Source organism: Lysobacter sp. N42 (genome assembly GCF_004344885.1).
Genome location: NZ_SKFB01000005.1, coordinates 157,369 through 181,152 on the forward strand (window position 1 = coordinate 157,369; position 23,784 = coordinate 181,152).

Annotated in this window: 20 protein-coding genes; 7 read left to right on the forward strand and 13 right to left on the reverse strand. The window is 45.7% G+C overall.

Annotated elements, in window-relative coordinates; genetic code table 11:
• Window positions 1–80: 80 nt before the first annotated feature.
• The 3 genes from secF to yajC are packed head-to-tail and all read right to left on the reverse strand — an operon-like array spanning window position 81 to window position 3,262.
• Entirely contained in the window at window positions 81–1,034 is a 954-nt protein-coding gene (gene secF, locus EYQ95_RS11685) for a protein translocase subunit SecF (RefSeq protein WP_111916137.1), read from the reverse strand.
• 11 nt (window positions 1,035–1,045) lie between these two features.
• Window positions 1,046–2,896, reverse strand: a complete 1,851-nt coding sequence (secD, locus tag EYQ95_RS11690; RefSeq protein WP_111916138.1) for a protein translocase subunit SecD — start codon at window positions 2,894–2,896, stop codon at window positions 1,046–1,048.
• Between the two features lie 30 nt (window positions 2,897–2,926).
• Window positions 2,927–3,262: a preprotein translocase subunit YajC gene (gene yajC, locus EYQ95_RS11695; RefSeq protein WP_111916139.1), complete on the reverse strand. Its 336-nt coding sequence runs from the start codon at window positions 3,260–3,262 to the stop codon at window positions 2,927–2,929.
• A gap of 160 nt (window positions 3,263–3,422) precedes the next feature.
• Here yajC and EYQ95_RS11700 point away from each other — a divergent pair, with 160 nt between their 5' ends.
• Window positions 3,423–4,034 (forward strand): trimeric intracellular cation channel family protein, encoded by a 612-nt coding sequence (locus EYQ95_RS11700; RefSeq protein ID WP_207916385.1) that lies wholly within the window; start codon window positions 3,423–3,425, stop codon window positions 4,032–4,034.
• Here EYQ95_RS11700 and EYQ95_RS11705 read toward each other — a convergent pair.
• Genes EYQ95_RS11705 through hemH form a run of 3 tightly spaced genes read right to left on the reverse strand, consistent with a single transcriptional unit; the run spans window position 4,031 to window position 7,416 of the window.
• Entirely contained in the window at window positions 4,031–5,788 is a 1,758-nt protein-coding gene (locus tag EYQ95_RS11705) for a TIGR03545 family protein (protein ID WP_111916141.1), read from the reverse strand. The two genes, EYQ95_RS11700 and EYQ95_RS11705, sit on opposite strands and share 4 nt — an antisense overlap.
• Window positions 5,785–6,312: a TIGR03546 family protein gene (locus tag EYQ95_RS11710; protein WP_111916142.1), complete on the reverse strand. Its 528-nt coding sequence runs from the start codon at window positions 6,310–6,312 to the stop codon at window positions 5,785–5,787. Before EYQ95_RS11710 ends, EYQ95_RS11705 begins: the two co-directional genes overlap by 4 nt.
• Window positions 6,313–6,327: 15 nt before the next feature.
• On the reverse strand, window positions 6,328–7,416 hold the full coding sequence (gene hemH / locus EYQ95_RS11715) for a ferrochelatase (protein ID WP_111916143.1): 1,089 nt from the start codon (window positions 7,414–7,416) through the stop codon (window positions 6,328–6,330).
• Between the two features lie 111 nt (window positions 7,417–7,527).
• On the opposite strand from hemH, the gene EYQ95_RS11720 reads away from it, so the two are divergent.
• Both EYQ95_RS11720 and EYQ95_RS11725 read left to right on the forward strand, forming a co-directional pair.
• Entirely contained in the window at window positions 7,528–8,988 is a 1,461-nt protein-coding gene (locus EYQ95_RS11720; RefSeq protein ID WP_111916144.1) for a RimK family protein, read from the forward strand.
• The gene (locus EYQ95_RS11725) at window positions 8,989–9,462 is read left to right on the forward strand and encodes an N-acetyltransferase (RefSeq protein WP_111916145.1); all 474 of its coding nucleotides are present in this window, start codon (window positions 8,989–8,991) and stop codon (window positions 9,460–9,462) included. It abuts the gene before it with no gap.
• A gap of 1 nt (window position 9,463) precedes the next feature.
• On the opposite strand, the gene EYQ95_RS11730 is transcribed toward EYQ95_RS11725, so the two are convergent.
• Window positions 9,464–10,504: a cysteine synthase A gene (locus tag EYQ95_RS11730; RefSeq protein ID WP_111916146.1), complete on the reverse strand. Its 1,041-nt coding sequence runs from the start codon at window positions 10,502–10,504 to the stop codon at window positions 9,464–9,466.
• Window positions 10,505–10,758: 254 nt separating this feature from the next.
• Between EYQ95_RS11730 and EYQ95_RS11740 the strand changes: the two genes are divergently transcribed.
• Complete coding sequence (locus EYQ95_RS11740) at window positions 10,759–10,971, forward strand: cold-shock protein (protein WP_111916148.1); 213 nt, start codon at window positions 10,759–10,761, stop codon at window positions 10,969–10,971.
• A gap of 83 nt (window positions 10,972–11,054) precedes the next feature.
• Here the strand turns inward: EYQ95_RS11740 and EYQ95_RS11745 are convergent, their stop codons facing one another.
• From EYQ95_RS11745 to EYQ95_RS11755, 3 genes are all read right to left on the reverse strand, one after another.
• Window positions 11,055–12,986 (reverse strand): S9 family peptidase, encoded by a 1,932-nt coding sequence (locus EYQ95_RS11745; protein WP_111916149.1) that lies wholly within the window; start codon window positions 12,984–12,986, stop codon window positions 11,055–11,057.
• A 135-nt stretch (window positions 12,987–13,121) separates the two neighbouring features.
• Window positions 13,122–13,898 (reverse strand): DUF2884 family protein, encoded by a 777-nt coding sequence (locus tag EYQ95_RS11750; protein ID WP_111916150.1) that lies wholly within the window; start codon window positions 13,896–13,898, stop codon window positions 13,122–13,124.
• A gap of 234 nt (window positions 13,899–14,132) precedes the next feature.
• Entirely contained in the window at window positions 14,133–15,809 is a 1,677-nt protein-coding gene (locus tag EYQ95_RS11755) for a Zn-dependent hydrolase (protein WP_111916151.1), read from the reverse strand.
• Between the two features lie 170 nt (window positions 15,810–15,979).
• Between EYQ95_RS11755 and EYQ95_RS11760 the strand changes: the two genes are divergently transcribed.
• The gene (locus EYQ95_RS11760; protein WP_111916152.1) at window positions 15,980–16,972 is read left to right on the forward strand and encodes a sensor domain-containing diguanylate cyclase; all 993 of its coding nucleotides are present in this window, start codon (window positions 15,980–15,982) and stop codon (window positions 16,970–16,972) included.
• Between the two features lie 41 nt (window positions 16,973–17,013).
• Here the strand turns inward: EYQ95_RS11760 and EYQ95_RS11765 are convergent, their stop codons facing one another.
• On the reverse strand, window positions 17,014–17,505 hold the full coding sequence (locus tag EYQ95_RS11765; RefSeq protein ID WP_111916153.1) for a hypothetical protein: 492 nt from the start codon (window positions 17,503–17,505) through the stop codon (window positions 17,014–17,016).
• A 231-nt stretch (window positions 17,506–17,736) separates the two neighbouring features.
• On the opposite strand from EYQ95_RS11765, the gene EYQ95_RS11770 reads away from it, so the two are divergent.
• Together EYQ95_RS11770 and EYQ95_RS11775 are read left to right on the forward strand one after the other, a co-directional pair.
• Entirely contained in the window at window positions 17,737–18,762 is a 1,026-nt protein-coding gene (locus EYQ95_RS11770) for an efflux RND transporter periplasmic adaptor subunit (RefSeq protein ID WP_111916154.1), read from the forward strand.
• 2 nt (window positions 18,763–18,764) lie between these two features.
• Window positions 18,765–21,866 carry an efflux RND transporter permease subunit gene (locus tag EYQ95_RS11775; RefSeq protein ID WP_111916155.1) on the forward strand — a complete coding sequence of 1,034 codons (3,102 nt, stop codon included), beginning with the start codon at window positions 18,765–18,767 and terminating at the stop codon, window positions 21,864–21,866.
• A gap of 7 nt (window positions 21,867–21,873) precedes the next feature.
• Here EYQ95_RS11775 and EYQ95_RS11780 read toward each other — a convergent pair whose 3' ends face one another.
• Both EYQ95_RS11780 and EYQ95_RS11785 read right to left on the reverse strand, forming a co-directional pair.
• Window positions 21,874–22,539 carry a response regulator transcription factor gene (locus tag EYQ95_RS11780; protein ID WP_111916156.1) on the reverse strand — a complete coding sequence of 222 codons (666 nt, stop codon included), beginning with the start codon at window positions 22,537–22,539 and terminating at the stop codon, window positions 21,874–21,876.
• Window positions 22,536–23,681, reverse strand: coding sequence for a sensor histidine kinase (locus tag EYQ95_RS11785; protein WP_111916157.1), 1,146 nt, complete (start codon window positions 23,679–23,681; stop codon window positions 22,536–22,538). Before EYQ95_RS11785 ends, EYQ95_RS11780 begins: the two co-directional genes overlap by 4 nt.
• Window positions 23,682–23,784: the final 103 nt, after the last annotated feature.

The window sequence follows — 23,784 nt, forward strand, 5'->3', positions numbered from 1 at the left end:
CAATCTGAATACTCGAAAACAAAAAAGGACAGAGTTTTCACTCTGTCCCTTTTATTTTACCTGAAGCTAAGAAAACTCAACTACATCATTGCTTCTTGGTCTTCGCCTTCTTTTTCTATTTCAGGAGGCATTAGCGATTCACGCGAAATACCGAACGCCAGAACGATCGTGCTGCGCGTAAATACTGATGAATACGTACCTACAATTACACCGATCATCATGGCAATAGAGAATCCATGAATCATCGTGCCACCGAATAAGAACAGCGTCACAATAACCACTAGCGTTGTTAATGAGGTCATTAAGGTTCGACTCATGGTCTGGCTCAATGAAATATTAATAACGCTTTCTGGGTCTTCCTTACGTAACTTTCTAAAGTTCTCACGAATACGGTCGGCTACAACGATACTATCGTTCAACGAGTAACCGATAACCGCAAGAAGTGCTGCCAGAATAGTTAGGTCAACTTCTATTTGAAGAAGCGAGAATATCCCCAGAATCATCAATACGTCTTGGAACAAACCAATAACCGCAGAGAGTGCCAAACGCCATTCGAAGCGGAACGATACATAAGCAAGAATACAGATCATGGCTACAATAAGCGCCAAACCACCTGCCTCTGCCAGCTCATCACCCACTTGCGGTCCCACAAACTCAACACGACGAATAACTAGGTCTTCGTCCATGTTTTGGCGAAGTATCATCAACAACTGGTCGCCAATAGACTCCGACTCCACGTTTTCGCGAGGAGGAATACGTACTAACACGTCGCGCTGTGTGCCGTAGTTTTGCACGATTGCGTCTGCTAATTCGTTTTCTGCTAGCACCGTACGTAATTGGCTAAGGTTTGCTGGCTGAGAAAAGCCTACCTCAACCAATGTACCGCCAGTGAAGTCTAATCCCCAGTTTAGTTTGTTCACACTTAAACTGGCGATCGCGAGAATAGCAATCACGATACTAAGAATCGTGGTATGCATTCTCCAATTCATAAAACGAATCGGATTATTTTCGTCTACCTTTGTTATCTCAAACATTTGCCCTCTCCCTAGATCGACAGCTCAGAAAGACGCTTGTTGCGTCCCCAGGTGAGGTTAATCACCGCGCGTGTGCCAGTAATCGCCGTAAACATTGAAGTTACGATACCGATTGCGAGTGTTACCGCGAAGCCCTTAATTGAACCTGTACCCACAGCGAATAGGATTAAAGCAGTGATTAAGGTTGTAATGTTGGCGTCGGCAATTGTAGAGAAAGCATTTTCGTAACCGCGAGCAATAGCTTGTTGTGGGCTACGACCTTCCTTAAGTTCTTCACGAATACGCTCGAAAATAATAACGTTCGCGTCGACCGCCATACCCACGGTGAGAAGAATACCCGCCATACCCGGCATGGTTAACGTTGCACCAGGAATCATCGACATTACACCAACGATCATCACAAGGTTGGTCAACAACGCCATATTCGCCACAAGACCAAACTTACGATAGTAAATACCCATGAAGATAAGTACTAATACGAAGCCTGCCATAATTGCGGTAAGTCCAGACTTCACGTTTTCAGCACCTAAGCTCGGTCCCACTGTACGCTCTTCTACGATTTGAATCGGTGCAATCAAAGCACCAGAGCGAAGTAATAGCGCTAAGTTTTGTGCGTCTTGCACTGAACCAACACCAGTAATGCGGAAGTTACTACCTAAGCGCTCGGAAATATTCGCAACACTTACAACTTCTTCCAGGCGATCAAACTCTAAGCTACCGTCTGGTCTTGTTTCACCGGTGGCAATAAACTCGATAAATAACGTTGCCATAGGGTCGTTAACTCGGTCACGCGTAGCTAGTGACATCATACGGCCACCCGCAGCGTCGAGCGTAATACTTACTTGCGGACGACCGTTTTCGTCGTAACCCGTATTTGCGTCGACAATATGATCACCGGTTAGAATCACTCTATTTTCCAGTAATACTTGTCCGCCACCACGTTGGTTATACAGTGTACTACCGAAAGGAACACGGCCTTCCATCGCGTCGCGCAAGTCACTGTCTGTGTCTACGAAACGGAACTCAAGAGTTGCAGTAGCACCCAGAATTTCTTTCGCACGAGCCGTGTCTTGTACACCTGGAAGTTCAACCACGATACGGTCTTGACCTTGGCGCTGAATCACAGGTTCAGCTACACCAAGCTCATTCACACGATTTCGTAAAATAGTTACGTTTTGCTCAATCGCGTTCGAACGGGTTTCTTGCAATTGCACGTCGGTCATCATTAAACGAACGGTGCGCGTGCTGGCGTCTGCGTCAAAGTCATAACCTTGGTACTGGTTACGCAATGAAGCTACAGCCGCTTGGTAGTCTTCTTCGGTACGAAGTTCGATAACTACGTTGTTACCTTCTTCAGCGACTCTGCTATAGCGAATACGTTCTTCAATAAGGCGGTCGCGCACAGAAGTGGTCATTTGCTCACGAATTTTACGCAGAGCTTCTTGCATGTCCACTTCCATTAAAAAGTGCACACCACCTCGAAGGTCAAGGCCTAACTTAAGCGGCATACCCCCAATAGTTTTCAGCCATTCCGGCGTTGCAGGTGCCAAGTTAAGCGCCACGATGTATTGGGTGCCCAAGGCATCGACCAACGCTTCACGCATGGCCAACTGCTCTGTGTCCGAGTTCAAACGCACCAGAATTTGGTCGTTTTCCATGGTAACTCCGCGCGGTGAAACACCGTTCGCTGCGAGTTCAGACTCTACTTGTTGTAGTGTTTGTGTGTTTACTTCTCCACCACGAGTGGCAGAGATTTGAATGGCGTGGTCTTCACCATACAAGTTTGGTAGCGCGTAAAGCGTACCCACTAACACAACGAGCAGAATGACTAAGTTTTTCCACAAGGGGTATCTGTTTAACACAGTCCTTTCCTTCGTTTGTTTTTCTCAAAATTAAAGAGTTTTGATAGACCCTTTAGGTAATACAGTTGCTACTGCAGCTTTTTGAACTGTTACGTTGGTCGTTTCAGACAAAGACACAACCATCATGTCGCCTTCTGCATCGATTTTCTCGATTTTGCCAATTAAACCACCTTGCATAAGCACTTCGTCACCTTTACTCAATGACTCGATAAGGCTTTTGTGGTCTTTCATGCGCTTTTGCTGAGGACGTAAAATCATGAAATAGAAGATTAAACCAAAAACAACCAGCATGATAACCAAAGACATTGGGCTACCTTGTTGTGGTGCGCCAGCCGCAGCGTGGGCGTTAGCAATTAGAAAATCCATGGTATTTCCTCTTTTATATTTGTAATGAAGCCCCGTATTGTATACGAAGGCGTAGTAAATCGAAACGCAACTAAACAGATACTTGTTATCCTTCGTCGCGCTTTCTATTATCTTCCCATAAACCCTTTACATGAGTCCTTATGAACAGGAGTTCAATAGCTTGAATTGGATTTATTTTGCCGACCTTGCTGGCTGCGCTGTATTCGCTATCGCGGGCACACTTTTAGCCTTTAGAAAACAAATGGATGGATTCGGCGTTATTGTACTCGCATCAGCTACTGCGATTGGGGGCGGAACCACAAGAGACCTTATTCTAGACGTGCCCGTATTTTGGGTTGCCGACCCGACTTATTTTGCGGTTATTGCTGGCTCGGCATTGGGGACTATTGTTTGGTTAAGGTTTAAAGCCTACATTCCGGTAAATCGATTACTTTTTGCAGACGCTTTAGGTATCGCTTTCTTCACCGTGTTGGGCGCAGAAAAAGCATTGAGCAATGGGGTTCACCCAATTATTGCGGTTATTCTTGGAACGATGACAGCGGTATTTGGTGGCATGATTCGTGACGTTTTAGCAAGAGACGTACCCATGGTATTAAAAAGCGAACTTTACGCCACCACATGTATTGCCGGTGGCGTACTTTTCGTATTGCTATACCCACTTCACCCAGGCATCGCAATGGTTTCAGCGATGCTCGCCACACTAGGGTTACGCTTAGGTGCAATTCGTTACCATTGGTCGCTAACCGTTTTCAAAGAGCCGCCAGGCTACTAGTTGCCGCCAATACGCTCTCGTAGTAATCGCAGTGCTCGGTCTCTTTCTGACTCGATTAAATCATCAAGCTCAGTTTCAAGCACTGCGGTAAGCGACTCTTGCAAAGACTGCCCCTCTGCACGTTGCGCTTCAACAGCACTGAGCCATTGCGTGGCCGAGCTATTCGCGGGTGCAATAATGTTCTGCAATCGCTCCTCACCAGCTTCAACCTGTCCCTCTAATCCAGAACGAAGTTGGTTGGCAAAAGCGCCAGCAAGCTGCTCGTCTAGGTCTGTTTCTATTGCAAAACTCGGCGACGTTGTTTCTCCGGAAAGGTTTAGCCCCAAAGAGAACGACTGTATAGAAGAAAAGAGCTGCTCTAAGCGAGGAGCTACTGGACTTTCACCGCCAAAGTCCATTTCCACAGAACTCAGGTCAAAACCGCCTTGCCCTGAAAGTTCCGAGCCTTCAACACGAGTGCTACCTTGAGTATTCACCCCAGCTTGCAATAACTTGGCGGTAAGGCTCTCCGAGTTGAGCAATGTCATGTCTGTGAGGTTCAAGCCCAAAACTTGCCATTGTTGTTGGCCTAACAATTGCCCGCCGGCAAATGACATATCCCCAGACAATGCCAACGAACTCCAACGCTCGGTTGCTCCGGCATTCACAGCAAAGGTCGTCGGTTCGCCAATTAAACCATGCTGGTAAGTTAAATTATTAATATTCACTGCCAGCGCACCCTGCCACTGAGCAAAGTTAACGTTTATTTGTTCAATCAAGAATTTGGGACGGTTTTCGCTTAAGTCCACATAGCGCCCTTCCCAGCGAGACGGACGCTGCTGTTCGTCGCGCGCACTTTTCAATTTAGGAGCAACCCACTGGAAGATAGAGTTCCCTCGTGTCACCCACTTCTCCACCGTAGGCCCAAAAAGAATACCGCTCCAATTAGGTAAGGAATCGGGGCTCAGCGATAGCAAGTTATTCAGCCGCGACAAGTCGCCACCTGCAACCTGTTGCAACTCTGTAAGCTCATGGCGGGTTACGGCGAGCGTGTCTGAGCTTAAGGCAATAAACACCTCGACTTGCTCAGCAGCACTTTTCACGTCGTCTTTCAAATCATTTAAGTTTTCTCGAGCTTCCAGAATTTCGCGTGGAGACTCTGGCTTAGACTCAATAATTGCCTCTAACCGTTCCTGAAATTCAGCGAGCTGTTCTTCATCGGGCAGGTTTTCTCTGGCTTCCTCAACCGCCTCGCGGCGCTCCGCTAGGTTAGCCTGGAACTGCTCAACTTTTTCTTCCGTTTGCAACGCTAGTCGGTCAATAAGCTCTTCTGTGTCGGGCAAAGACACATTCCAAGCAGCAAGTTGTTCCTGCCAGTTCTGTCTAGCCGCTTCGGTTTCTGGATTTCTATCCACCCAACCTCGGCTACTTCGTTCGGTATCGAAAGCAACGCCTTCCACCGCAACTTCACGCGCAAAAAAGCGTCCACGCATAAGCTCTCTAAAGCTAAGTTGCACGGTTAGCTTGCCTATTTGAGCCCGATTACTTTCCGGTGCGCGTGGGTTGGTCGCTTCGATATTAATGAGATCAACTTTGAATGGCGATGCCTGCCATTCAACTTGTTCAATATTCACTTCAGCATTATTTAGGGTGGATAAGCCATGCTCTGCAGTCCAACGAATAACCGTGTCACTCAGAAGGTAAGCTATGAACCCGATGCCCGTTAATATTCCGATAAATGAGGCAGCACCGTACCATCTAAACCACTTATTCATAGCTGCCCCCTTGCATGCAAACCACTGAGGCTTCTATATACTCGCCAAAACTTAGTGCCCTTCAGCACCTGCATGATGGGCCACTTATTGACTCTGGCTTGAATGTCTTTGCGGTAGTGCACCACTAACCATTTAAAAAAGAATATCGCAGGCACAAACAGTACTAAGCTCACGACTGTTGCTCCTAAGCGAATGGTGTGATGAAGCTGGAAAATCCATAACCAATTGGCTTGCTCGTAGCTTTGCCAGAAACTACTGAGCCCCTGATGCGCCAATAACCATTCCCCTAAACTATGGAACAAAGGATCGAGTAAATAAGCGGTTCCTGTAAAAAAGAGCCAACAAGCAAGAAATAAGCTTCCGTTCACCCGGAGTGAAAACACGATGCCTACAATAATGAGCACTTGCAGGCTTAACAACGGAATAAAACCCGCACACATAGCCAGCGCAGCGGCAGCCGCCAAAGACCAGGGGCTTGTTTCCGAGTTTAATGCCTTCATGAGTTTGGCAAACAAGTTCAACATAAAGTTTTGTCCTTCCTAAGACACTGTATCCATGACTTTAGTGGCGTTTTGCTTGGACTGCTGCGCACTTTCATCACTCTGCGCTTGCCACCCTTGAATATTTTCTTCGACCAAAGATTTTAGCAGTTGAATGTGACTCGGCTGTGAATTTAGACAAGGGATATAGCTAAATGACTCACCTCCAGAGTCCATAAAATACTCACGATTTTCTTCGTCGATTTCTTCTACAGTTTCCAGACAGTCTGAAGAAAACCCTGGGCAAATCACCTGAATATTCTTCACCCCTTGCTTCGGCAGAGCCTTCATAGTTACATCCGTGTAGGGTTGAAGCCATTCCTCTCGACCAAACCGTGACTGGAACGTGGTCATATATTCAGACTCGTCTAGACCCAAGTGCTCGGCAACCAAGCGAGTGGTTTTATAGCACTCACAGTGGTACGGGTCGCCTTTCAGCAAATATTTTTTAGGTACGCCATGATAAGAAAATATCAGCTTGTCCGCGCTACCATGTTCTTCACGGTGCTTGCGTACTGTGTTGGCAATAGCTTCAATATATTGCGGGTGGTCATGGTAATGACTTACAAATCTAAAGTCTGGCAGCCAGCGGCGCTTCATAAAGTCTTGTGCAATGGCGTCGAAGGTTGAAGCCGAAGTTGAGCCTGAATACTGAGGGTATAGAGGTAACGCCAATAATTTTCGAACCCCAGCGTTCATTAATTTTTCAATTGCCGAATCCACCGAAGGGTTACCATAACGCATGGCAAATTCGACGACGATATCATCGCCATACTCTTCTTTGAGTGCTTCTTGTAATAACTTGGCTTGGTTTTGTGTGTGTACCAATAGAGGTGAACCCTCTTGAGTCCAGACTGTTCTGTAGGCTGCAGCTGAGCGACGCGGGCGAATACGTAGAATAATTCCGTGCAAGATAACGCGCCAGAGAAGTCGAGGTACTTCAACCACTCGAGGGTCAGCAAGAAATTGTCCTAGGTACTTACGAAGCGCAGGCGTCGTTGGCGCATCGGGAGTGCCTAAATTAAGTATTAAAACCCCTAATTTTCCTCTTTCTCCATGCTTAAAGTCACTTCTGCCTCTATACTTCATTCAACGTAGCCTTTATTTTTAAATTTCAGTGAAAAACGCTTGTGTAAATTTATAGTTTAAGCGATAAATGCGCCACCGTTTTAGTAACGGTTTTATCTATTAAGAGAATCTATGCAACACACACCATTAATCATTCTTGATGACCTTTTAGACTGGCAACCGTACCATCCTAGCCAATCTACGATTAGCGCCGGCGACTATATTACCGACCAAGATCTAAAACGTCGTGCTCCCATTATAAACCTTTGTGATGATTTAAGTTATTTGTCTAACGGGTATTACGTTAGTTTATTAGCTGAAGCACGTGGGCAGCGCGTTTTGCCCTCGGTTTCTACTATTAACGATCTTATGAACGTTGCTCAATACCAAGTCTTTTTCAGAGACTTGAACAAGCAGCTGAAAAAGTACGTCAAAGAAAGCGACACCGATTCCAAGGAAGTTCGCTTGCTTATTTGTTTTGGTCAGTGTCAAAACGACAACTTAAGCCAGCTTGCGCGACAGCTGTTCGAAGCCTATCCGTGCCCGATTCTTGAAGCTGAATTTAGGCTTGAAGGTCGTTGGTTTATCAATTCATTACGTAATAGGCCACTTTCGGATCTTAATGATCAAGAACAAGACCTGTTTGCCCATGGTTTAGAGAAGTTTAGTAAGAGTGTGTGGCGCAAAGCAAAAGCGCGGCAAGAATATAAGTATGATTTAGCTATTCTTTACGACCCTAACGAATTCGTACCTACGAGTGACAAAAAAGCACTGCAAAAATTTGTTCGTATAGCGAAGGACTTTAATATTGAAGCCGAATTGATTACCCAAGAAGACTACGGACGATTATTAGAGTTCGACGGCTTGTTTATTCGTGAGAATACTAAAATAAACCACTATACCTACCACTTCGCTAAGAAGGCGGAAGCAAATGGCATGGTGGTGATCGACCACCCAGACGCCATTTTACGTTGTGCGAATAAGGTGTTTCTGAATGAGTTACTAGAGAAACACAAAATTCCACGACCTAAAACCGAAATTGTTGTGAAGTCTGAACACCTCGATGTAGAGGGCATTGCGTCTCGGTTTGGTTTTCCGTTAGTGCTTAAAATTCCAGACGGTTCATTTTCTGTGGGCGTAGAGAAAGTTCGAAACGAAGAAGAGCTTCATAGTATCTCAGAAGAATTGTTCAGGAAGTCGAGTATATTGCTCATTCAAGAATGGTTGCCCACCGACTTTGACTGGCGCATCGGCGTGCTCAACAACCGGGCTGTATATGCTTGCCAATATTTTATGGCGCGCAACCATTGGCAAATATATAACCATGCCGAACAAGGAAAGAATAAGAGTGGTTCCTTTACTTGTATTGGGGTACACCAAGTACCTAAAGACGTGATCAAAATAGCGCTTCAGGCGACTCGATTGATTGGTGACGGTTTGTATGGTGTCGATATAAAAGAAACACCAAAAGGCCCTGTTATTATTGAAATTAACGACAACCCTTCCATTGAGTCGGGTGTCGAAGACTTATACCTCGGAGACGAGTTGTATCGAATCGTGATGAGTGACTTTTTACGACGCATGGAAGACTAAATGACTCTGTCTGTTCGTTCGGCAACTGCAGATGACGTTGCCGAACTTGTAGCTTTAGAACATCGTTGCTTTACTGGCGACCGTATTGGTAAAGCGTCATTTCGACGCTTTACCCAAATAGCTTCAGCAAAGTTATGGATAGTTCAAAGTAGCGAAATAAAAGACAAAATTGCGGGTTACGCCATTACATTAACGCGTAAAAACAGCAAATGGTGGCGCGTCTACTCAATAGCTACTGCACCTGAAGCTAGAGGCACTGGCGTAGGTAAGTTTCTGATGAATCACATCATTACCGCTTGCCGTAACGCTAAGGCAGCTGGTGTATCGTTGGAGGTAAAAGACTCCAACATTGGTGCCATTACGCTGTATCGCGCACTAGGTTTCGAAGTGACCGACTTACTTGCTCAATATTACGAAGACGGAAGTGATGGTTATCGTATGCGCTTATCACTTCCGCCAGCTTTAAAAAGTTAACCTAATTTACGTTGACTATTCTGTCCGACATTCCTTGATAGCGTTTTATGAGATTTTCCATAGGCTCTGGCTCCACAGAAAGTCCACGACCTGCTAGGTATTCCTTGTTGTATAGTTTGGAGGTGGAGCGCTCACCCAAGTCGCAAGCAAAAGTAACAATGGTTTTCCCTTTCGGACGATGTAGCGCCGCGAAAAAAGCTGCCGCTACGTTGAGCGCCGAACTACTACCCAGCAGAATTCCGTCTTGATCACGAACATAACGAGAAATCGTAACAATATCTTGGTCTGGCAGATTGATAGCGTGGTCGATTTGCGCTTGTCGGAAATTCTCTACCAAGCGCATAATACCAATACCCTCGGTCATTGAACCGCCGTTCGACTTGTACTCGCCTGTTCTCAAGAATTCGTATGAACCGGAACCGTCTGGGTCTGCTAACCACACTTCAATATCCGGGTTTTTCTCTTTCAAGTACTTTGAGTTACCGCCTATGGTTCCGCCAGTACCAGACACCGAGACCAACATGTCGACTTTACCTTGAGTTTGTTCCCAAATTTCAGGCCCGGTATGTAGATAATGCGCACGCATATTGCTGGTATTTTCAAACTGATTCGCCCACCAATAATCTGCGTTTTCCTCACCGAGGCGACGAGCGGTGTGATAAAAATGATTCTCATCTTTAAAAGGAACAGGGTTAACTGTCTTCAATTTAGCCCCATGTAACTCAATCATTCGAGTTTTTTCTGGAGTTTGATCATTCGGCATAACTACCAACAAATTTAGTCCCAATGCCTTCGTTACAATAGCTAAACCGATACCAGTGTTACCCGCGGTTCCTTCAACAACGGTCATTCCTTTTTTCAACTCACCGCGCTCCATAGCGTCGGTTATCAACTGTAGCGCGGCCCTGTCTTTAATTGAGCCTCCGGGGTTTTGGTGCTCGCATTTCACGTAAATGTCAGACCCACAAAGCTCTGACAAAGACTTAATTTTCAGCAAGTCTGTTTGTCCGATTTGGGCCGCTAAGTTGTCTACCACTCGCATGAAATAACTCCTAAAAAAAGTTCGATTTCGTTAGTGTAACGAATAATCATACGAAAATAATCGTTGAAATGATTGGCGGGCGAATAATTCGCCATGTATACTACAAAGGCTTGAATATGCTGCTCGAATTTATCAGCTCGATTTACCCTCCATTTGGAAAGGTCTTCGTTCTCTGGAAATACCCGCTGCATCAAAGCAATAGTGATGCTGGTGTAGTCCAGCAATTTTTAAATTAAAGTAAGTTAGGAAAGAATATGTCTGATACAGTAACTGGCACCGTAAAGTGGTTTAACGAATCGAAAGGTTTCGGATTCTTGGAGCGCGCTGGCGGTCCTGACGTTTTCGTACATTTCAGTGCAATCACAGGTGACGGTTTCCGTACTCTGAACGAAGGCCAAAAAGTTTCGTTCACCATTACTCAAGGTCAAAAAGGACCTCAAGCAGAGAACGTAGCAATTGCTGAGTAAGTGAGTAACCGTTTACAAATGAAAATGACCGGCTAGCCGGTCATTTTTTTTGTCTGAATTTCGCTGCAAAAGAGCAAGCACACCTATTCGGTGTGCTCTTTCATAAACTCTAATACTCTTTCCATTTGCATCACATTGTTTTCAACTTTGTAGAAACCATGCCCTTCGCCTTCAACGAACAAGCTTTCGTATGGAATTCCCTCTTCATCTAGTCTTTCTAGAAGCAAGTGATACTGACCAAAGTGAGCCTGAGTATCTTCCGCTCCATGCGACACAAACAATGGTGTTGTTATTTTACCCACGTGAGTGGTAGGCGAACGAGCAATAAGCTCTTCTTGATCAGTGCCTAGCACTCTATCAAGGTAGCGTCGCCCAGCTGCGAAACTAGGAATGTTCCCTTCCTCTTTCATCAGCGGTAAGTCATATACTCCAACGAACGCCCAAGCACATGCATAAAGATCAGGCTCTTTTGTTATTCCAGCTAAGGTAGCAAAGCCACCATAGCTTGCGCCTGCGATACACGTACGTTCTTCATCGGCATAGCCTTGCTCCATTGCCCACAAAGTGCCATCAGTAACGTCGTCTTGCATCTTGCCATACCATTCTCGGTAGCCCATTTCCTCAAAATCGACGCCATATCCACCAGAACCGCGGTAGTTTACCTGAAGAACACCGAACCCATGATGCGCAAACACCTGCACAAACGACTCATAGCTCCATGAGTCTCTCGGTCCGTGTGGACCACCGTGCACATAAACAACAAATGGTATGCTCTCTCCTTCAACATAATCATTCGGCAATGTCATATATCCGTGGATCTCTTGCCCATCTCTGGCGTTAAACGATATCGGCTGAACTGAAGCCATTTGGCTTGGATCTAGCCATGGTGTAGCTGAAGCGAAAAATCTCAGTTCTGGGGTTTCCGTGTCTAAGATAAAAAAGTCTGGCGGTGTGCTAGCCGAACGCACTGACACCAAGGCTTGCTTACCATCTTCAGTCCAGTTATGAATGTGTACATAGTAGTCCTGATACATATTCTCTAACTGACGTAGCCATTGCACCTCAAATGCATCTTGGTCGACAGCCACCCACTCAGGTATACCGTCCATGAATCTTACAGCTAAAAGATCATTACCTTCATTATCAAAAATAAACGGTGACAAACCCAATTGGGTATCCAACTCTACACGGTCATGCTCAGCTACCGGCGAAATTTGTTGAGTCAGTAAGTCGATTTCATAAACACCTAACCGATCAGATTCGCGAGAGTAAAAATAAATACTTGTCCCAGACTCTGTAAAGGCAATCGGTGATATTTGACCGAACTCGTTCTCGAACTCTATCCACTCCGAATCTTCGCTCGCACGCCAAGAAAAGACTGGTTTATCTCGATCGTTCTGTCCATAAGCGAAACGAACTCTGTCTTGTTGGTCAGCAAGTAAACCTCCACGCTCGAGCGGAGAAGTAGTTCGCATTCCCAAGCGCCCATCGTTTATGTTCATGCGCTGGGCTACTGGCCGAGGATTATCATGTGCCCAATGCTGTATCAAAACCCACTCTGGCTCGTCTTCCATGTAGCTCATAATTGACATTTGGCGCCCTACATAACTCCCAGCTTGAGTGCCAAATAATTGATTTCGCTCTGAACCATCAGCATTGATCGCGTACACTCGCCCCGTTCCTTGTGGGCGTTCAAGTGCTCCAATCTGGATCATCGATTCAAATAGTAATCTTTCTTCAGTTACCCACCGGAGTCCAATTGGGCTTTCCCCCCCACGCATATTGAAAGCTGCGGTCACCTTCAAATTCGCGGGATCAGACATATCTATGACTGCAAGGTTTCTGCGATCCTCACCTGGAGTAGACACAGCGATATATTTGCCGGTAGGTGAAATAGCGACACTAGAAAACTCTGCTTCTTTAAAGAAATTCTCGAGTGGAATTTCTTGTGCGTAAGAGGCTCGCGAAACAACCAACATCGCGAGAACGATAGTTACCCTGACTAAAAACTGCATTTATTTGCCTATTTTCTTATTTAGAACTCGAAATGATGTTACAGAATTCTAACTTTTCTTTCAGGCAAAAAGTGTTTCTTTTCATTACAAATGCAAAAGGCTCGGCAAACGGCCGAGCCTTAACTAAATTACAAATTACTTGCTTTGAGCTTGTTCAAAGAGTGGATAGTTAGCAATAACAGGAATATGCATCGCTAATTCCGACTCGATTTGGTTCAATACGATAATTTCGTCGCACATTTGGTCGGCACGCTCTTCGATTCGAACGGTACGCTCTTCAATGCGCGCTTCCAGGTCAGCGCCCATATTTTCCATACGCTGTTCGAAGTCACTCATGTCGCCGCCACCTTTGATTAGCTCTCTACCAACCATGACTAGCAAGCTACCCACAGAGCTGGAAACGATTTCTTCTACTTCCTGCTCAATGGTGTCGCCCAAACGGTCACCGAAAGACTCCAGCTCTTGGCCTCGTACAATGGTTTCACCATTTTCTTGATACACCACACTGTCGAACTCTACTTCTAATGTGTCGTGCAAATCTTCGATACGCTGAACAATACGATGGTCTGCACTAAACATTTCAGAGAACACACTAACCAGAGCTTCACTTGTAATTTCTAATGCCTCGCCCATTACATAAACTACAGCTTCAGTTTGACGCTCTACGCCCTCTTTGTAGTCGACTAGCATCTCTTGAATATTGTCAGGTTGAGCAGAATAGACGCCCTCAACATACAAATCACCTTGTGCGTCGATACGCCACATTTCATGGCCATCGTCAATCAAACGCACTTGCTCGGAAGAAACATGAAGTTCGTGGTCTACTGAAATTTTACATTCCTGACCTACGTTTAAATTGGTGTCGCCAATAACCACAGAACTTGCTAATAAACCGACCGCTAAAACACTCATGATTTTTTCCTTATAAAAAACGGTACATCACCAAAGTTGAGCCACTGTGATGATGTACCAACTCACCACTGGGGAACAATACATAAGGTTTATAGCAAGGCGCTTGCCAATATTAAAAATTAGAATAAATTCAAAGATTTAATTAAAAAGGGAGAGGTGTTGCTGAAGTGATTTATAAAAGAAAAACCACTAAGTTGGTCAAATTTACCAACTTAGTGGCGTATTTTTACAATGTTACAGACCTAAAACTTCTCGGCCTTGAGCAAAGTGAACATCTACTGGAATTTCAGCAGCTTCTAAACGCGCTAGGTCTGAAGACAACTGTTCACTCACGTGACCCATATCGTCGAACAATTCAGCAACGCCTTGGTAGTCACCGTCACCCTGTAACCGCAAAATAAGCTCTGACAAACCATTCATCGCTTGGCGCATATTGTCCATGTCTACTGCATATTGACCCGCTTCGTTGCGAATGAATGCACCTTCTTGTTCGAAGTAGTTAAAACGAATCATGTTCGCCATGCCATGTGCGCTAGACGCACCGAAACGTACAGAACGGAAAATACCCGCAAGGAAAGTTACATAATAGTCTTCTAGCTCGCCTTCGGTAAGAATACCTTCTTCAAGAAGCTGAGTAACCATGTACAAACCAAGAATATCGGCTTTACCTTCTTCAATCGGCGAAGCATATTCACGCAAAGCTTGGCGCACTGTGCCGCTGCCATTGATAGTGTTCTTGATACCTAATCCATGTGCAACTTCATGGAACATAGTATTCGCAAAGAACGCGTCGAACGTAATGTTCGCACGCTGTTCTGGCACAATAAGAACGTCTGAAATAGGCACTAAAATACCGTCGAATTTGGCGCGCATCGCGTTTTTCAATTGCGAGCGGCGCGTGCCTTTTTCTAATTGCACTTGTTCGTCGTTCGGTAAGTTTACAGCAATGGTTTTGCTGCCAGCATTAGAATGCCCCGCGTAGTACACAACATCATAAGCATTAAGTTGAGCGTCTGAACCCGGTGTTTCTGCACGGTATTCCGCCGGTACAGGAAGTCCTTGCTGCAAGCTAGGTAGCGTTTCTGCATATACTGCTAAACGCTCACTCCACTCGGTGTCTTTTATCAAAACATAAGACTCAAACGCGGCTTTGTAACCAAACAAACGGTCTTCATAGGTTTCAATAGGACCTATAATCACGTCAACCAAGTTGTCCCTAACATCCATCCAGGCATAATCTGATTCTTGATATTCACCTGTGACTAGGGCGTCGGCTCTCATTTCTAAGTAATTTCCGAAACGCTCGTCTTCCGCCAAGGTTGCCGCTTCACGAAGCAAGCTTGCCGCAGCTGAAAGCTCTGTTGCGTATGCTTCATGGAATGGCAAGGTGTATAGTTCGCCTTCGGCATTACGGCGAATAAGGGTATATAAACTGTCTTTAGTCGGGTCTTCGAACGCTTCGAATTCTTCGCGAGTCATATCTTCTGGGTAGAAGTTTGCTCCTAACGGCTTTTCACCATAACCTTGAATGTATGGCGCGTCGCTGTTCAAACGATCCCACGGGCCGTAATTGATGCGTGCAAAGTGCTCTACGTCTGGGTCTTCAATACGCTCTAATAATGAAGCTTGGCTTCCGGTATAAGCCTGACGCCAAAACAAGTCATCCATAATTTTCGAAGCATCGATAAGTAGCCCAACCATCTCTCTCTGGTTATCAGACAAATGGCTTAAGTCGGTATCGATAGTTACCGATTGATAAATATCTAGTCTGTCTTCTGCTCCGGCAACAAGTACTGAAGACTCATTCTGTGCTGCTGTTTCTGTTGTGTCGTTGCTTGCTGGACTACATGCCATCAGCAAACCACCAATGCCCATGGCAATGGTAAGACGGCTTAACTGTGCTAATTTCATATTCACTGCCTTCTGTTTTTATATGTGAGCGTTGATAATAAGCAGCGCCCTAAATTATGTTCATCCGAATGATACACAATTTTAGAGAAGTTTTTCACGCTGGAACGCGTTGAGCAGTGTTTAAAAATCGTGCTATCTTGCAAACTCTTGTTGTAAGGAATACGTCGACCATGGAATCTAAGCATTTTCCAATACCCAACTCAGTGTTAGTTGAGTACTTCAACCAACTCACCGATCACTTGTTTATCGCAAAGCCCTGCGAGGATGGAGACTTTGAGCTTGTCTCTGGAAACGCGACCATGCTTAGGTTTTTTGGTATGGAACCAGAACAAGTGATTGGAAGAACGCTAAGACAAGTTTTAGGAGAGGGAGCTGCGGCAGAAAGGATTATTGCGACATATCAGCAAGTATTGGAGTCAGGTCGTCACCTTGTTTATGAAGAAGACAGTGGAGGCACAGACTTTGACTACGAAGTTTTTGAAACAAGCTTATTTCGTTTTGAAGACCCAGAAACTGGCCAGTACCGCATTGGCGGTATAAGTAGAAATATAAGCTTGAGAAAATCGATCGAAGAGTCGTTAGAACTCAGCAAACGTAAGCTTGAGAGTAAAGTTAGAGAACTGGAAGTTGTGCACAAGCAACTCGCTGAAGAGTCGATGCGCGACCCGCTTACGAGCTTATTGAACCGAAGACATCTTGACGAGTTTCTTCATCATGAAATCGCTCGCTCACAGCGCCAAAAAGTTCCACTTTCCATAATGATGGTCGATTTAGATAACTTTAAACAGCTCAACGACAATTACGGACATCAAGTGGGTGACCAAGTTCTGAGAGACTTCGGTCGTTTTCTCCGCTCCAATAGGCGCGGTTCTGACATTATATTCCGCTTTGGCGGTGACGAATTCCTGTTTATGTTGCCGGGTTTGAACTCAACACAAGCTGAGCAACTTGCTCACCAGTTGCATCAGGACTTACAAAAACAAACTTTTGATATCGATAACGACACCACCAAGCTTCAAATTAGTATCGGAATTGCCAGTTATGCGGAGCATGAGACTGGAGCGTACGAGCTTATAGAGCAAGCAGACTCTGCGCTTTACCAAGCCAAGAAACTTGGGAAAAACACTACTGTTACCGCAGAGCAGAAACAAAAAAGCCCCTGACGATTGCTCATCAAGGGCTTTCAAAGATTAACAAGGAACGATTATCGCCCTTCAGGTGCTGACATACTCGAACCGAAACCAGTGCCTTGGTTGAATAAGCGCTCTACAGCTTGTTTACGCATATCCCACTCTGCACGAGTCATGCAGCTTGTAGTTTTAAAGTTCGTACCTGTAGAACGTTCACTACGGCAAATAACTTGGCTTGCGCGGTCACCTAACAATACAGCTTGTAAGTTCTCGTGCATGTTGAAAACGCGAGTACGGTCCATTTCACTCACAGTATCAATTGACTCATGGCCTTCAAGAATACGACGAATGCCACTAGTTAATGCATTCACTTGGTTAATTTCGTCTTCTTCCATTTCACGTGGTACGCCTTGCTGAACCGCTACGTCTAGTTCATTCAAAAATGTACGGTACTCAGGCACACTTACCGTTGTAGGAGAAATAGAACTCTCGTTAGAAGAACTTGCACATCCCACAGCAGCAACAGCTGCGAAAGTTAAAATTAAAATTGATTTTATAATTTTCATAACGCCTCCAAATAGGTTACGTACGGATATTATGAACCTCATAATTCAAACGCAAGCGAAAAGCACAGTTCGTAACATTTACGAACACTTTTTGACAGTTTTGACGTAAGCGTTCTCAAAACCTTCTCTAATCGCAAATTATTCTCATCTGATGGCATTTTTTGATCAACTTCCGCAAGAATACGTACTATAGTCACGAGCTTTTTTCTTTATCTTTACAAGGAATTTTTCATGCGCATTGCTGTAGTCGCACTTCTTACTATTTTCATAGCCTTTGCACCGAGCTCCCACGCTCAACAATGGGGGGGAAGCAGAGCAGCGCAAGTGGTGGCATCCACTATTACTTTCGACGCCAGAACACAGCGGGTGGAAGCTGTAGGTAATACCGAAGCGATAAATTCTGTTGTGATTTATCCAGCAGTAGGCGACTTAGTGACTAACGTGCATTTCGGTACCGGCCAGCGTGTAGAGCAAGGCGACGTACTTGTTGAGTTAGATAGCCGCCGTCAACGCACCGACCTAGCTCGTGCTGAAATTGAGCTTGCTGACGCACAGCGCACCGTAGAAAGATTAGCAGCCAGCCGAGAACGCGGTGCTATTCCACAAAGCGAATTAGACGACGCCATAACAGCCAGAGACTTAGCAGAGGTAAGAAAAAGAGAAGCAGAAACCAACTTGGAAGATAGGTTTGTACGCGCACCATTCGACGGGGTTGTTGGCTTAACAGATATTGAAGTAGGCGACCGTATTTCAACCAGTACTGTGATCACAACGATCGATTCGCGCGAGCGTCTATTTGTGAATTTCCAAGCACCAGAAACCGCACTTAACATGCTGCAAACAGAAGACACAGTTACAGCTACACCTTGGCAGAATAGTACTCAGGCCTTAACACTACGCATTGCCGACATCGACTCGCGCGTAGACGCCCAATCACGAACCATTCGCGTACGTGCGATTCTCGACAATGAAGAAGACAAATATCGCCCAGGTATGAGCTTTCGAGTGAACCTAGAAGTAGAAGGGGAATTTTACGCTGTAGTACCAGAAGCAGCGCTAATGTGGGGGGCTGAAGGCGCTTACGTATGGCGGGTTAACGACGACAAAGCAGAGCGCGTCAATGTAGAAATACAGCAACGTCGCCGCGGCGAAATACTTGTGGAGTCAGCATTAACCGCGCAAGACATTATTGTTGTTGAGGGTGTTCAAACCCTGCGCCCTGGACAAGCACTTTCGGTGAGTATGCAAGGAGAGTAGCCATGAGCCACGAAACAGACAAACTCACCAATGACTTACCGTCTCTTTCCATAAGACGACCTGTTCTTATTGTTGTACTCAACCTGCTTATTATTATTGCGGGTATAGCAGCGTTGAACGGCCTTGAAGTTCGTGAACTTCCAGACGTAGACCGACCCATTGTGTCGGTAACCGCTCGATTCCCAGGCGGTTCTCCAGAAACCGTAGATAACGAAGTTACCAGCCGATTAGAAGCTGCAGCCGCTCGCGTGAGTGGAGTTAAGTCGATTCGCTCGTCTAGTGAAGAAGGCAGTTCACGGATAGTGATTGAGTTTCGCCCGAACGTCGACTTGGACACTGCTGCCAATGAAACGCGGGAGTCTGTCAGCCGAGTACAGCGCCAGCTACCACCAGAGGTAGAGCAAGTAGCTATTATTAAAGCCGACAACGACGCTCAGTCGGTTGTTAGTGTCGCTATTTCTAGTGAAACCCTGCAGCTCGAACAGCTCACAGAACGTATTGAAACGGACTTAGCGCCGCTTTTCCTAAATATTCCAGGCGTTGCCGACGTGCAACTACGCGGGGCGCGTGAGCGTGTCATGCGCGTAAATATAGATCCGCTGCGTTTGGCGAGTTTTAATTTAACAGCAGTGGATGTAGCAAACGCGCTGCGCCAAGCGCCGTTTGACGTTCCTGCTGGGTCATTGAAGTCGACCGATCAGCAGCTCATCGTGCGAGCCGACGCTACTTCAGTAAGCGCAGAGCAAGTTGAAGACATTGTTATTTCTGGAACGACTAGAGTAAGTGACGTCGCCAATGTATTTTTTGGTCCAGCAGATGCGGGAAATATGGTTCGCTTAGACGGGCGCCCAGTTATCGGACTAGGGATATTGCGTCAAGCTGGCTCTAATACCATAGAGATTTCTAATGAGGTTTTAGCGCAAATCGAAAACCTTAAAACACGATTTCCTGATTTAACCTTCCAGGTGACGTCTGATGATGCAGAGTTCATACGTGGTTCCGTAAGAGAAGTTATTTTCTCACTTACCCTGACGATTATTCTGGTCGTGCTCACGCTTCGTTTATTCATTGGTTCATGGCGCGCGACAATTATTCCTGCCGCAAGCATTCCAGTAGCACTTGTGGGTGCACTTTCTGCACTTTGGGTACTTGGCTTCTCGATCAACATTTTGACTTTGTTAGCCCTTGTACTCGCCACGGGTCTTATTGTGGACGATGCCATCGTTGTTACCGAGAATATTCAGCGGCGCAGAGCTATGGGGCTGGGTAAAAGAGCTGCAGCAGTAATAGGAACGCGTGAAGTTTTCTTCGCGGTAGTCGCAACTACTGCTGTGCTGGCTGCTGTATTTATTCCTATCGCCTTTTTGCCTTCTACAGCGGGAATGCTGTTCCGAGAGTTTGGCGGAACACTTGCCATAGCAGTAATTATTTCGTCTTTCGTGGCACTTTCTTTGGTTCCAGCGTTAACAGCAAAGCTTCCGTTGAAAAACCATAAGAAAAGCATGCTAGTACGCATTGGCGACAAACTAGTAAAGCTATATGGCAGCTCACTTAAATTTTGCTTAAACCATGCATGGTGGGTATTTGGAATTAGCGTGCTACTGGCTGCAGGAGCGTTCAGCGCATACCAGTTACTTGAAAATGAGCTTATGCCAACCGAAGACCGCGGAACAGTGAGAATATTCGCACGAGGTCCTGACGGAGTCGGCTTAGACTTTATGGATCGCCAAGCGTATAAACTAGAAGAGATTTTACTGCCTTATGCTGCGGAAGGAGAAATCGACTCTATTTATACGGTGGTAGGTCAGTGGGATCCGAACTTAACCTTCATTACCGTCCAGCTTAAACACTGGGATGAAAGGGAAAAGTCGCAGCAGCAAATTATTGAAGAAATAAATGGGCCTATTTCCAATGTTGCGGGTGTATCCGGACGTGCCTTTGGTAGTAATAGTTTGAACCTACGTGGGCAAGGCGGAGGTCTTGAGTTAGCACTTACTGGGCCTACATACGAAGGCATATATGAAGCTGCTTTGGCATTCACCGCTAGAATTCGCAGCGAACTTCCGGAAGTCGGTTACCCGCGTATCGGCTACCAGCCAACCCAGCCTCAGCTTCGAGTCAACATTGATCGCCGAAGAGCCGAGGAACTTGGTGTAGCCCTTTCAGACATATCCACCACACTTCGGGTAGCGATTAACGGCGACGATATTGCAGACCTAAATGTGGGAGACCAATCTATTCCTATTATGCTGCGCGCGAATAGAAGCCGTGTTCAAGATCCAAGTGATTTGAGAAACCTCTATGTGGGCGCGCAAGACGGAACATTAGTACCACTGTCCAGCCTTGCTACCATTACCGAAGAAGGTGTTGCAGCGGAGCTAGAGCGCCAGTCACAGCGTCGTGCCATTGAAATAGACATGGAACTGCCACCAAACCTTACAATTGAAGAAGCTGTTGAGTCTCTTCGAGCCATAGCGCAAGACGAGCTGCCAGCAGGCATCGGTCTAATTTTCTTGGGTGAAGCACAAACCTTTGAAGAAACCGCTCGCGAGGTTGTCTTAACCTATGTGTTAGCTTTCCTTATTGTATTTTTGGTATTGGCCGCACAGTTTGAAAGTGTGAATAGTGCCATTGTGGTGATGATTACTGTGCCGTTTGGTATTGCAGCAGCTTTATTTGCCCTGTTCCTCACCGGCAATAGTATCAACATCTATTCACAAATTGGTTTGGTCATGCTTATTGGTCTACTGGCGAAGAACTCAATACTACTCGTAGAGTTTGCCGACCAATTAAGAGACAAAGGACTTTCGGTACGCGAGGCGGTTGAGAAAGCTGCCACTATTCGATTGCGCCCGATTGTGATGACTTTGGTATCAACCTTGCTCGGTGCATTACCTCTTATTCTATCCACAGGAGCAGGTGCAGAAGCGCGTAACGCAATTGGTTGGGTTGTCTTCGGTGGGCTCGGTATCGCTGTGGTGTTTACGCTTTATCTGACACCTGTGCTGTATTTAGGGCTTGCTCGATTTGTGAAGCCACGTGCTGACGAAAGTGCCAAACTTGAAAGTGAAATGGACGACGCAATAGCGCAAGAGCAGCACTAACTATAGCTTAAGAAGATAGAAGACCGAGCTCGATAGCTTTAAGAACAGCGCGGGTTCGGTCTCTAACTCCAAGTTTAGACATAATCGTACTCACTTGGTTTTTCACCGTTCCCTCTGACTTAAACAAAGCTTCTGCAATCTCCTTGTTACTGCACCCTGCAGCCATCAGCCTTAATATTTCAACCTCTTTTACAGACAATGGCTCTGGCTGTTCAAAAGCATCAAACTCGGACTTCAAGTTGCTTAAGCCACTCAACAGCTGAGTGGTAATCGAAGGCTGAATCATTGATTCGCCATGAAATACCCGCTCAATACCGTTGACTAGTGTTTCTAATTCAACGTCTTTTAGTAAATACCCTTTAGCCCCGGCTTTTAACGCGTCAAGCAACAACTCATGGTCGTCAAACGTAGTTAGAATCAACGTTGGAATATGAATACCTTCACTATGCATCGCTTGCAGGGTCTCGATACCATTCAACTTCGGCATACGAATATCGAGTAAAATGACATCAACGGAGCTGGAATGTTCACGCAGCCACTCTAACGCTTCAGTACCGTCGGGAACGTCATGGATTACGTCTATTTCTGGTGAGAGCGACAATAGACTCTTTAAACCTTGACGTACGAGCTTCTGGTCGTCTACGAGCAGCACACGATAGGATTTCTGACTCATACAAGCCTCTTAAGTGGCAGCGTTAAACGCAGCAAAAAGCCTGGCTCTAAGGATTGCAACGTTAGCTCTCCGCCTAACTGGTGAATACGTTCTTGCATGCCCGTTAAGCCATTGCCTTTTACTAAGTAGTGAGCACCTATTCCGTTGTCTTCAACTTCTGCGAGCAACTCTGTTTTGCTCTGCCTTACTCGAATGTGAATCAGTGAAGCCCTTCCATGCTTTATGGCGTTAGTCATTGCCTCTTGCACGCTTCGTAAGAGCACCATGCCTTGCTCTAAATTTAAAACAGCCACCTTCTCTGGAATAGTCAAACGTACCTCTACTCCTGGCAGGCGATCTATCAATTTTTCAATTGCTTGTTTCAGGTCTAAGTAGTCATGTGCACGGATATCGCTGACAGCTTCTCGCACGTCTGCCAGTAACAGTTTGGCTATAGCATGACTCTGCTCTACCTCTCGCTTACAGTTTTCAGGAACGGTTCGCGTCAATACTTGTAACTGCAAGTTAAGAGCAGTTAAGTGATGCCCCACCAAATCGTGAATATCACGCGCAATACGCAGCCGCTCTTCTTGCTTGCTTCCTTCTTGCAACAATGACTGCATGGCTATTAACTCTCTATTTGCTTGTTCTGCACGTTCGCGTTCAAATTCAGCCTCTTTACGCGCCTCCATCATAATTAAAGCAAACACGTTGAATGCAAAATAAAGCAACCCCATAATAAAGACACCGTCGGTTTCCCAGCGCCAGGCATACAACGACCAAGTAATAACACTCCACACAGGAGACAAGGCTAACGCCAATCTAAACGACATCAAATATGGCAGTTGGGCTATCCATATCACTAACAGAATGGCAGCGAAAGGGTTCGGTGTAGTTACGACAATGCCGCAAACTAAAGTGAACTGTATAGCAATTAATATTGCCTTTAGCTTAGGTGCTTGTGGTGGTTTCGTGTCGAGCGTAGACACAAAAAATAAAACAGCAAAAGCGCCATAAATCAGCGCGAGTAGCGCCAACCTACCCACACTTGCGCCCATTTGACTCCATAAGAGCCAAATGTCGATACAAGCGACCAGTGCAACGGTAAACACACCGCTTACTTGATCAGCACCTACTTTGAAATTGAATGATTTAAAGTTCATTGAGCAAGTATGCCCTGCCTCTTTAATAAGACCAATAGGTCAAAAGTCACTTTTCAAGTCATGACTTTTGTCACTGCACGCAGCTTTTCCTTTTCCCTACCAT

Coding starts and splice junctions, on each gene's coding strand:
- EYQ95_RS11780 (WP_111916156.1), bottom strand. CDS start 22,539: ATGAGTCAGAAATCCTATCGTGTGCTGCTCGTAGACGACCAGAAGCTC.
- EYQ95_RS11705 (WP_111916141.1), bottom strand. CDS start 5,788: ATGAATAAGTGGTTTAGATGGTACGGTGCTGCCTCATTTATCGGAATA.
- EYQ95_RS11775 (WP_111916155.1), top strand. CDS start 18,765: ATGAGCCACGAAACAGACAAACTCACCAATGACTTACCGTCTCTTTCC.
- EYQ95_RS11710 (WP_111916142.1), bottom strand. CDS start 6,312: ATGTTGAACTTGTTTGCCAAACTCATGAAGGCATTAAACTCGGAAACA.
- EYQ95_RS11755 (WP_111916151.1), bottom strand. CDS start 15,809: ATGAAATTAGCACAGTTAAGCCGTCTTACCATTGCCATGGGCATTGGT.
- yajC (WP_111916139.1), bottom strand. CDS start 3,262: ATGGATTTTCTAATTGCTAACGCCCACGCTGCGGCTGGCGCACCACAA.
- EYQ95_RS11725 (WP_111916145.1), top strand. CDS start 8,989: ATGACTCTGTCTGTTCGTTCGGCAACTGCAGATGACGTTGCCGAACTT.
- EYQ95_RS11740 (WP_111916148.1), top strand. CDS start 10,759: ATGTCTGATACAGTAACTGGCACCGTAAAGTGGTTTAACGAATCGAAA.
- EYQ95_RS11745 (WP_111916149.1), bottom strand. CDS start 12,986: ATGCAGTTTTTAGTCAGGGTAACTATCGTTCTCGCGATGTTGGTTGTT.
- EYQ95_RS11720 (WP_111916144.1), top strand. CDS start 7,528: ATGCAACACACACCATTAATCATTCTTGATGACCTTTTAGACTGGCAA.
- EYQ95_RS11765 (WP_111916153.1), bottom strand. CDS start 17,505: ATGAAAATTATAAAATCAATTTTAATTTTAACTTTCGCAGCTGTTGCT.
- secF (WP_111916137.1), bottom strand. CDS start 1,034: ATGTTTGAGATAACAAAGGTAGACGAAAATAATCCGATTCGTTTTATG.
- EYQ95_RS11760 (WP_111916152.1), top strand. CDS start 15,980: ATGGAATCTAAGCATTTTCCAATACCCAACTCAGTGTTAGTTGAGTAC.
- EYQ95_RS11770 (WP_111916154.1), top strand. CDS start 17,737: ATGCGCATTGCTGTAGTCGCACTTCTTACTATTTTCATAGCCTTTGCA.
- EYQ95_RS11785 (WP_111916157.1), bottom strand. CDS start 23,681: ATGAACTTTAAATCATTCAATTTCAAAGTAGGTGCTGATCAAGTAAGC.
- EYQ95_RS11750 (WP_111916150.1), bottom strand. CDS start 13,898: ATGAGTGTTTTAGCGGTCGGTTTATTAGCAAGTTCTGTGGTTATTGGC.
- hemH (WP_111916143.1), bottom strand. CDS start 7,416: ATGAAGTATAGAGGCAGAAGTGACTTTAAGCATGGAGAAAGAGGAAAA.
- EYQ95_RS11730 (WP_111916146.1), bottom strand. CDS start 10,504: ATGCGAGTGGTAGACAACTTAGCGGCCCAAATCGGACAAACAGACTTG.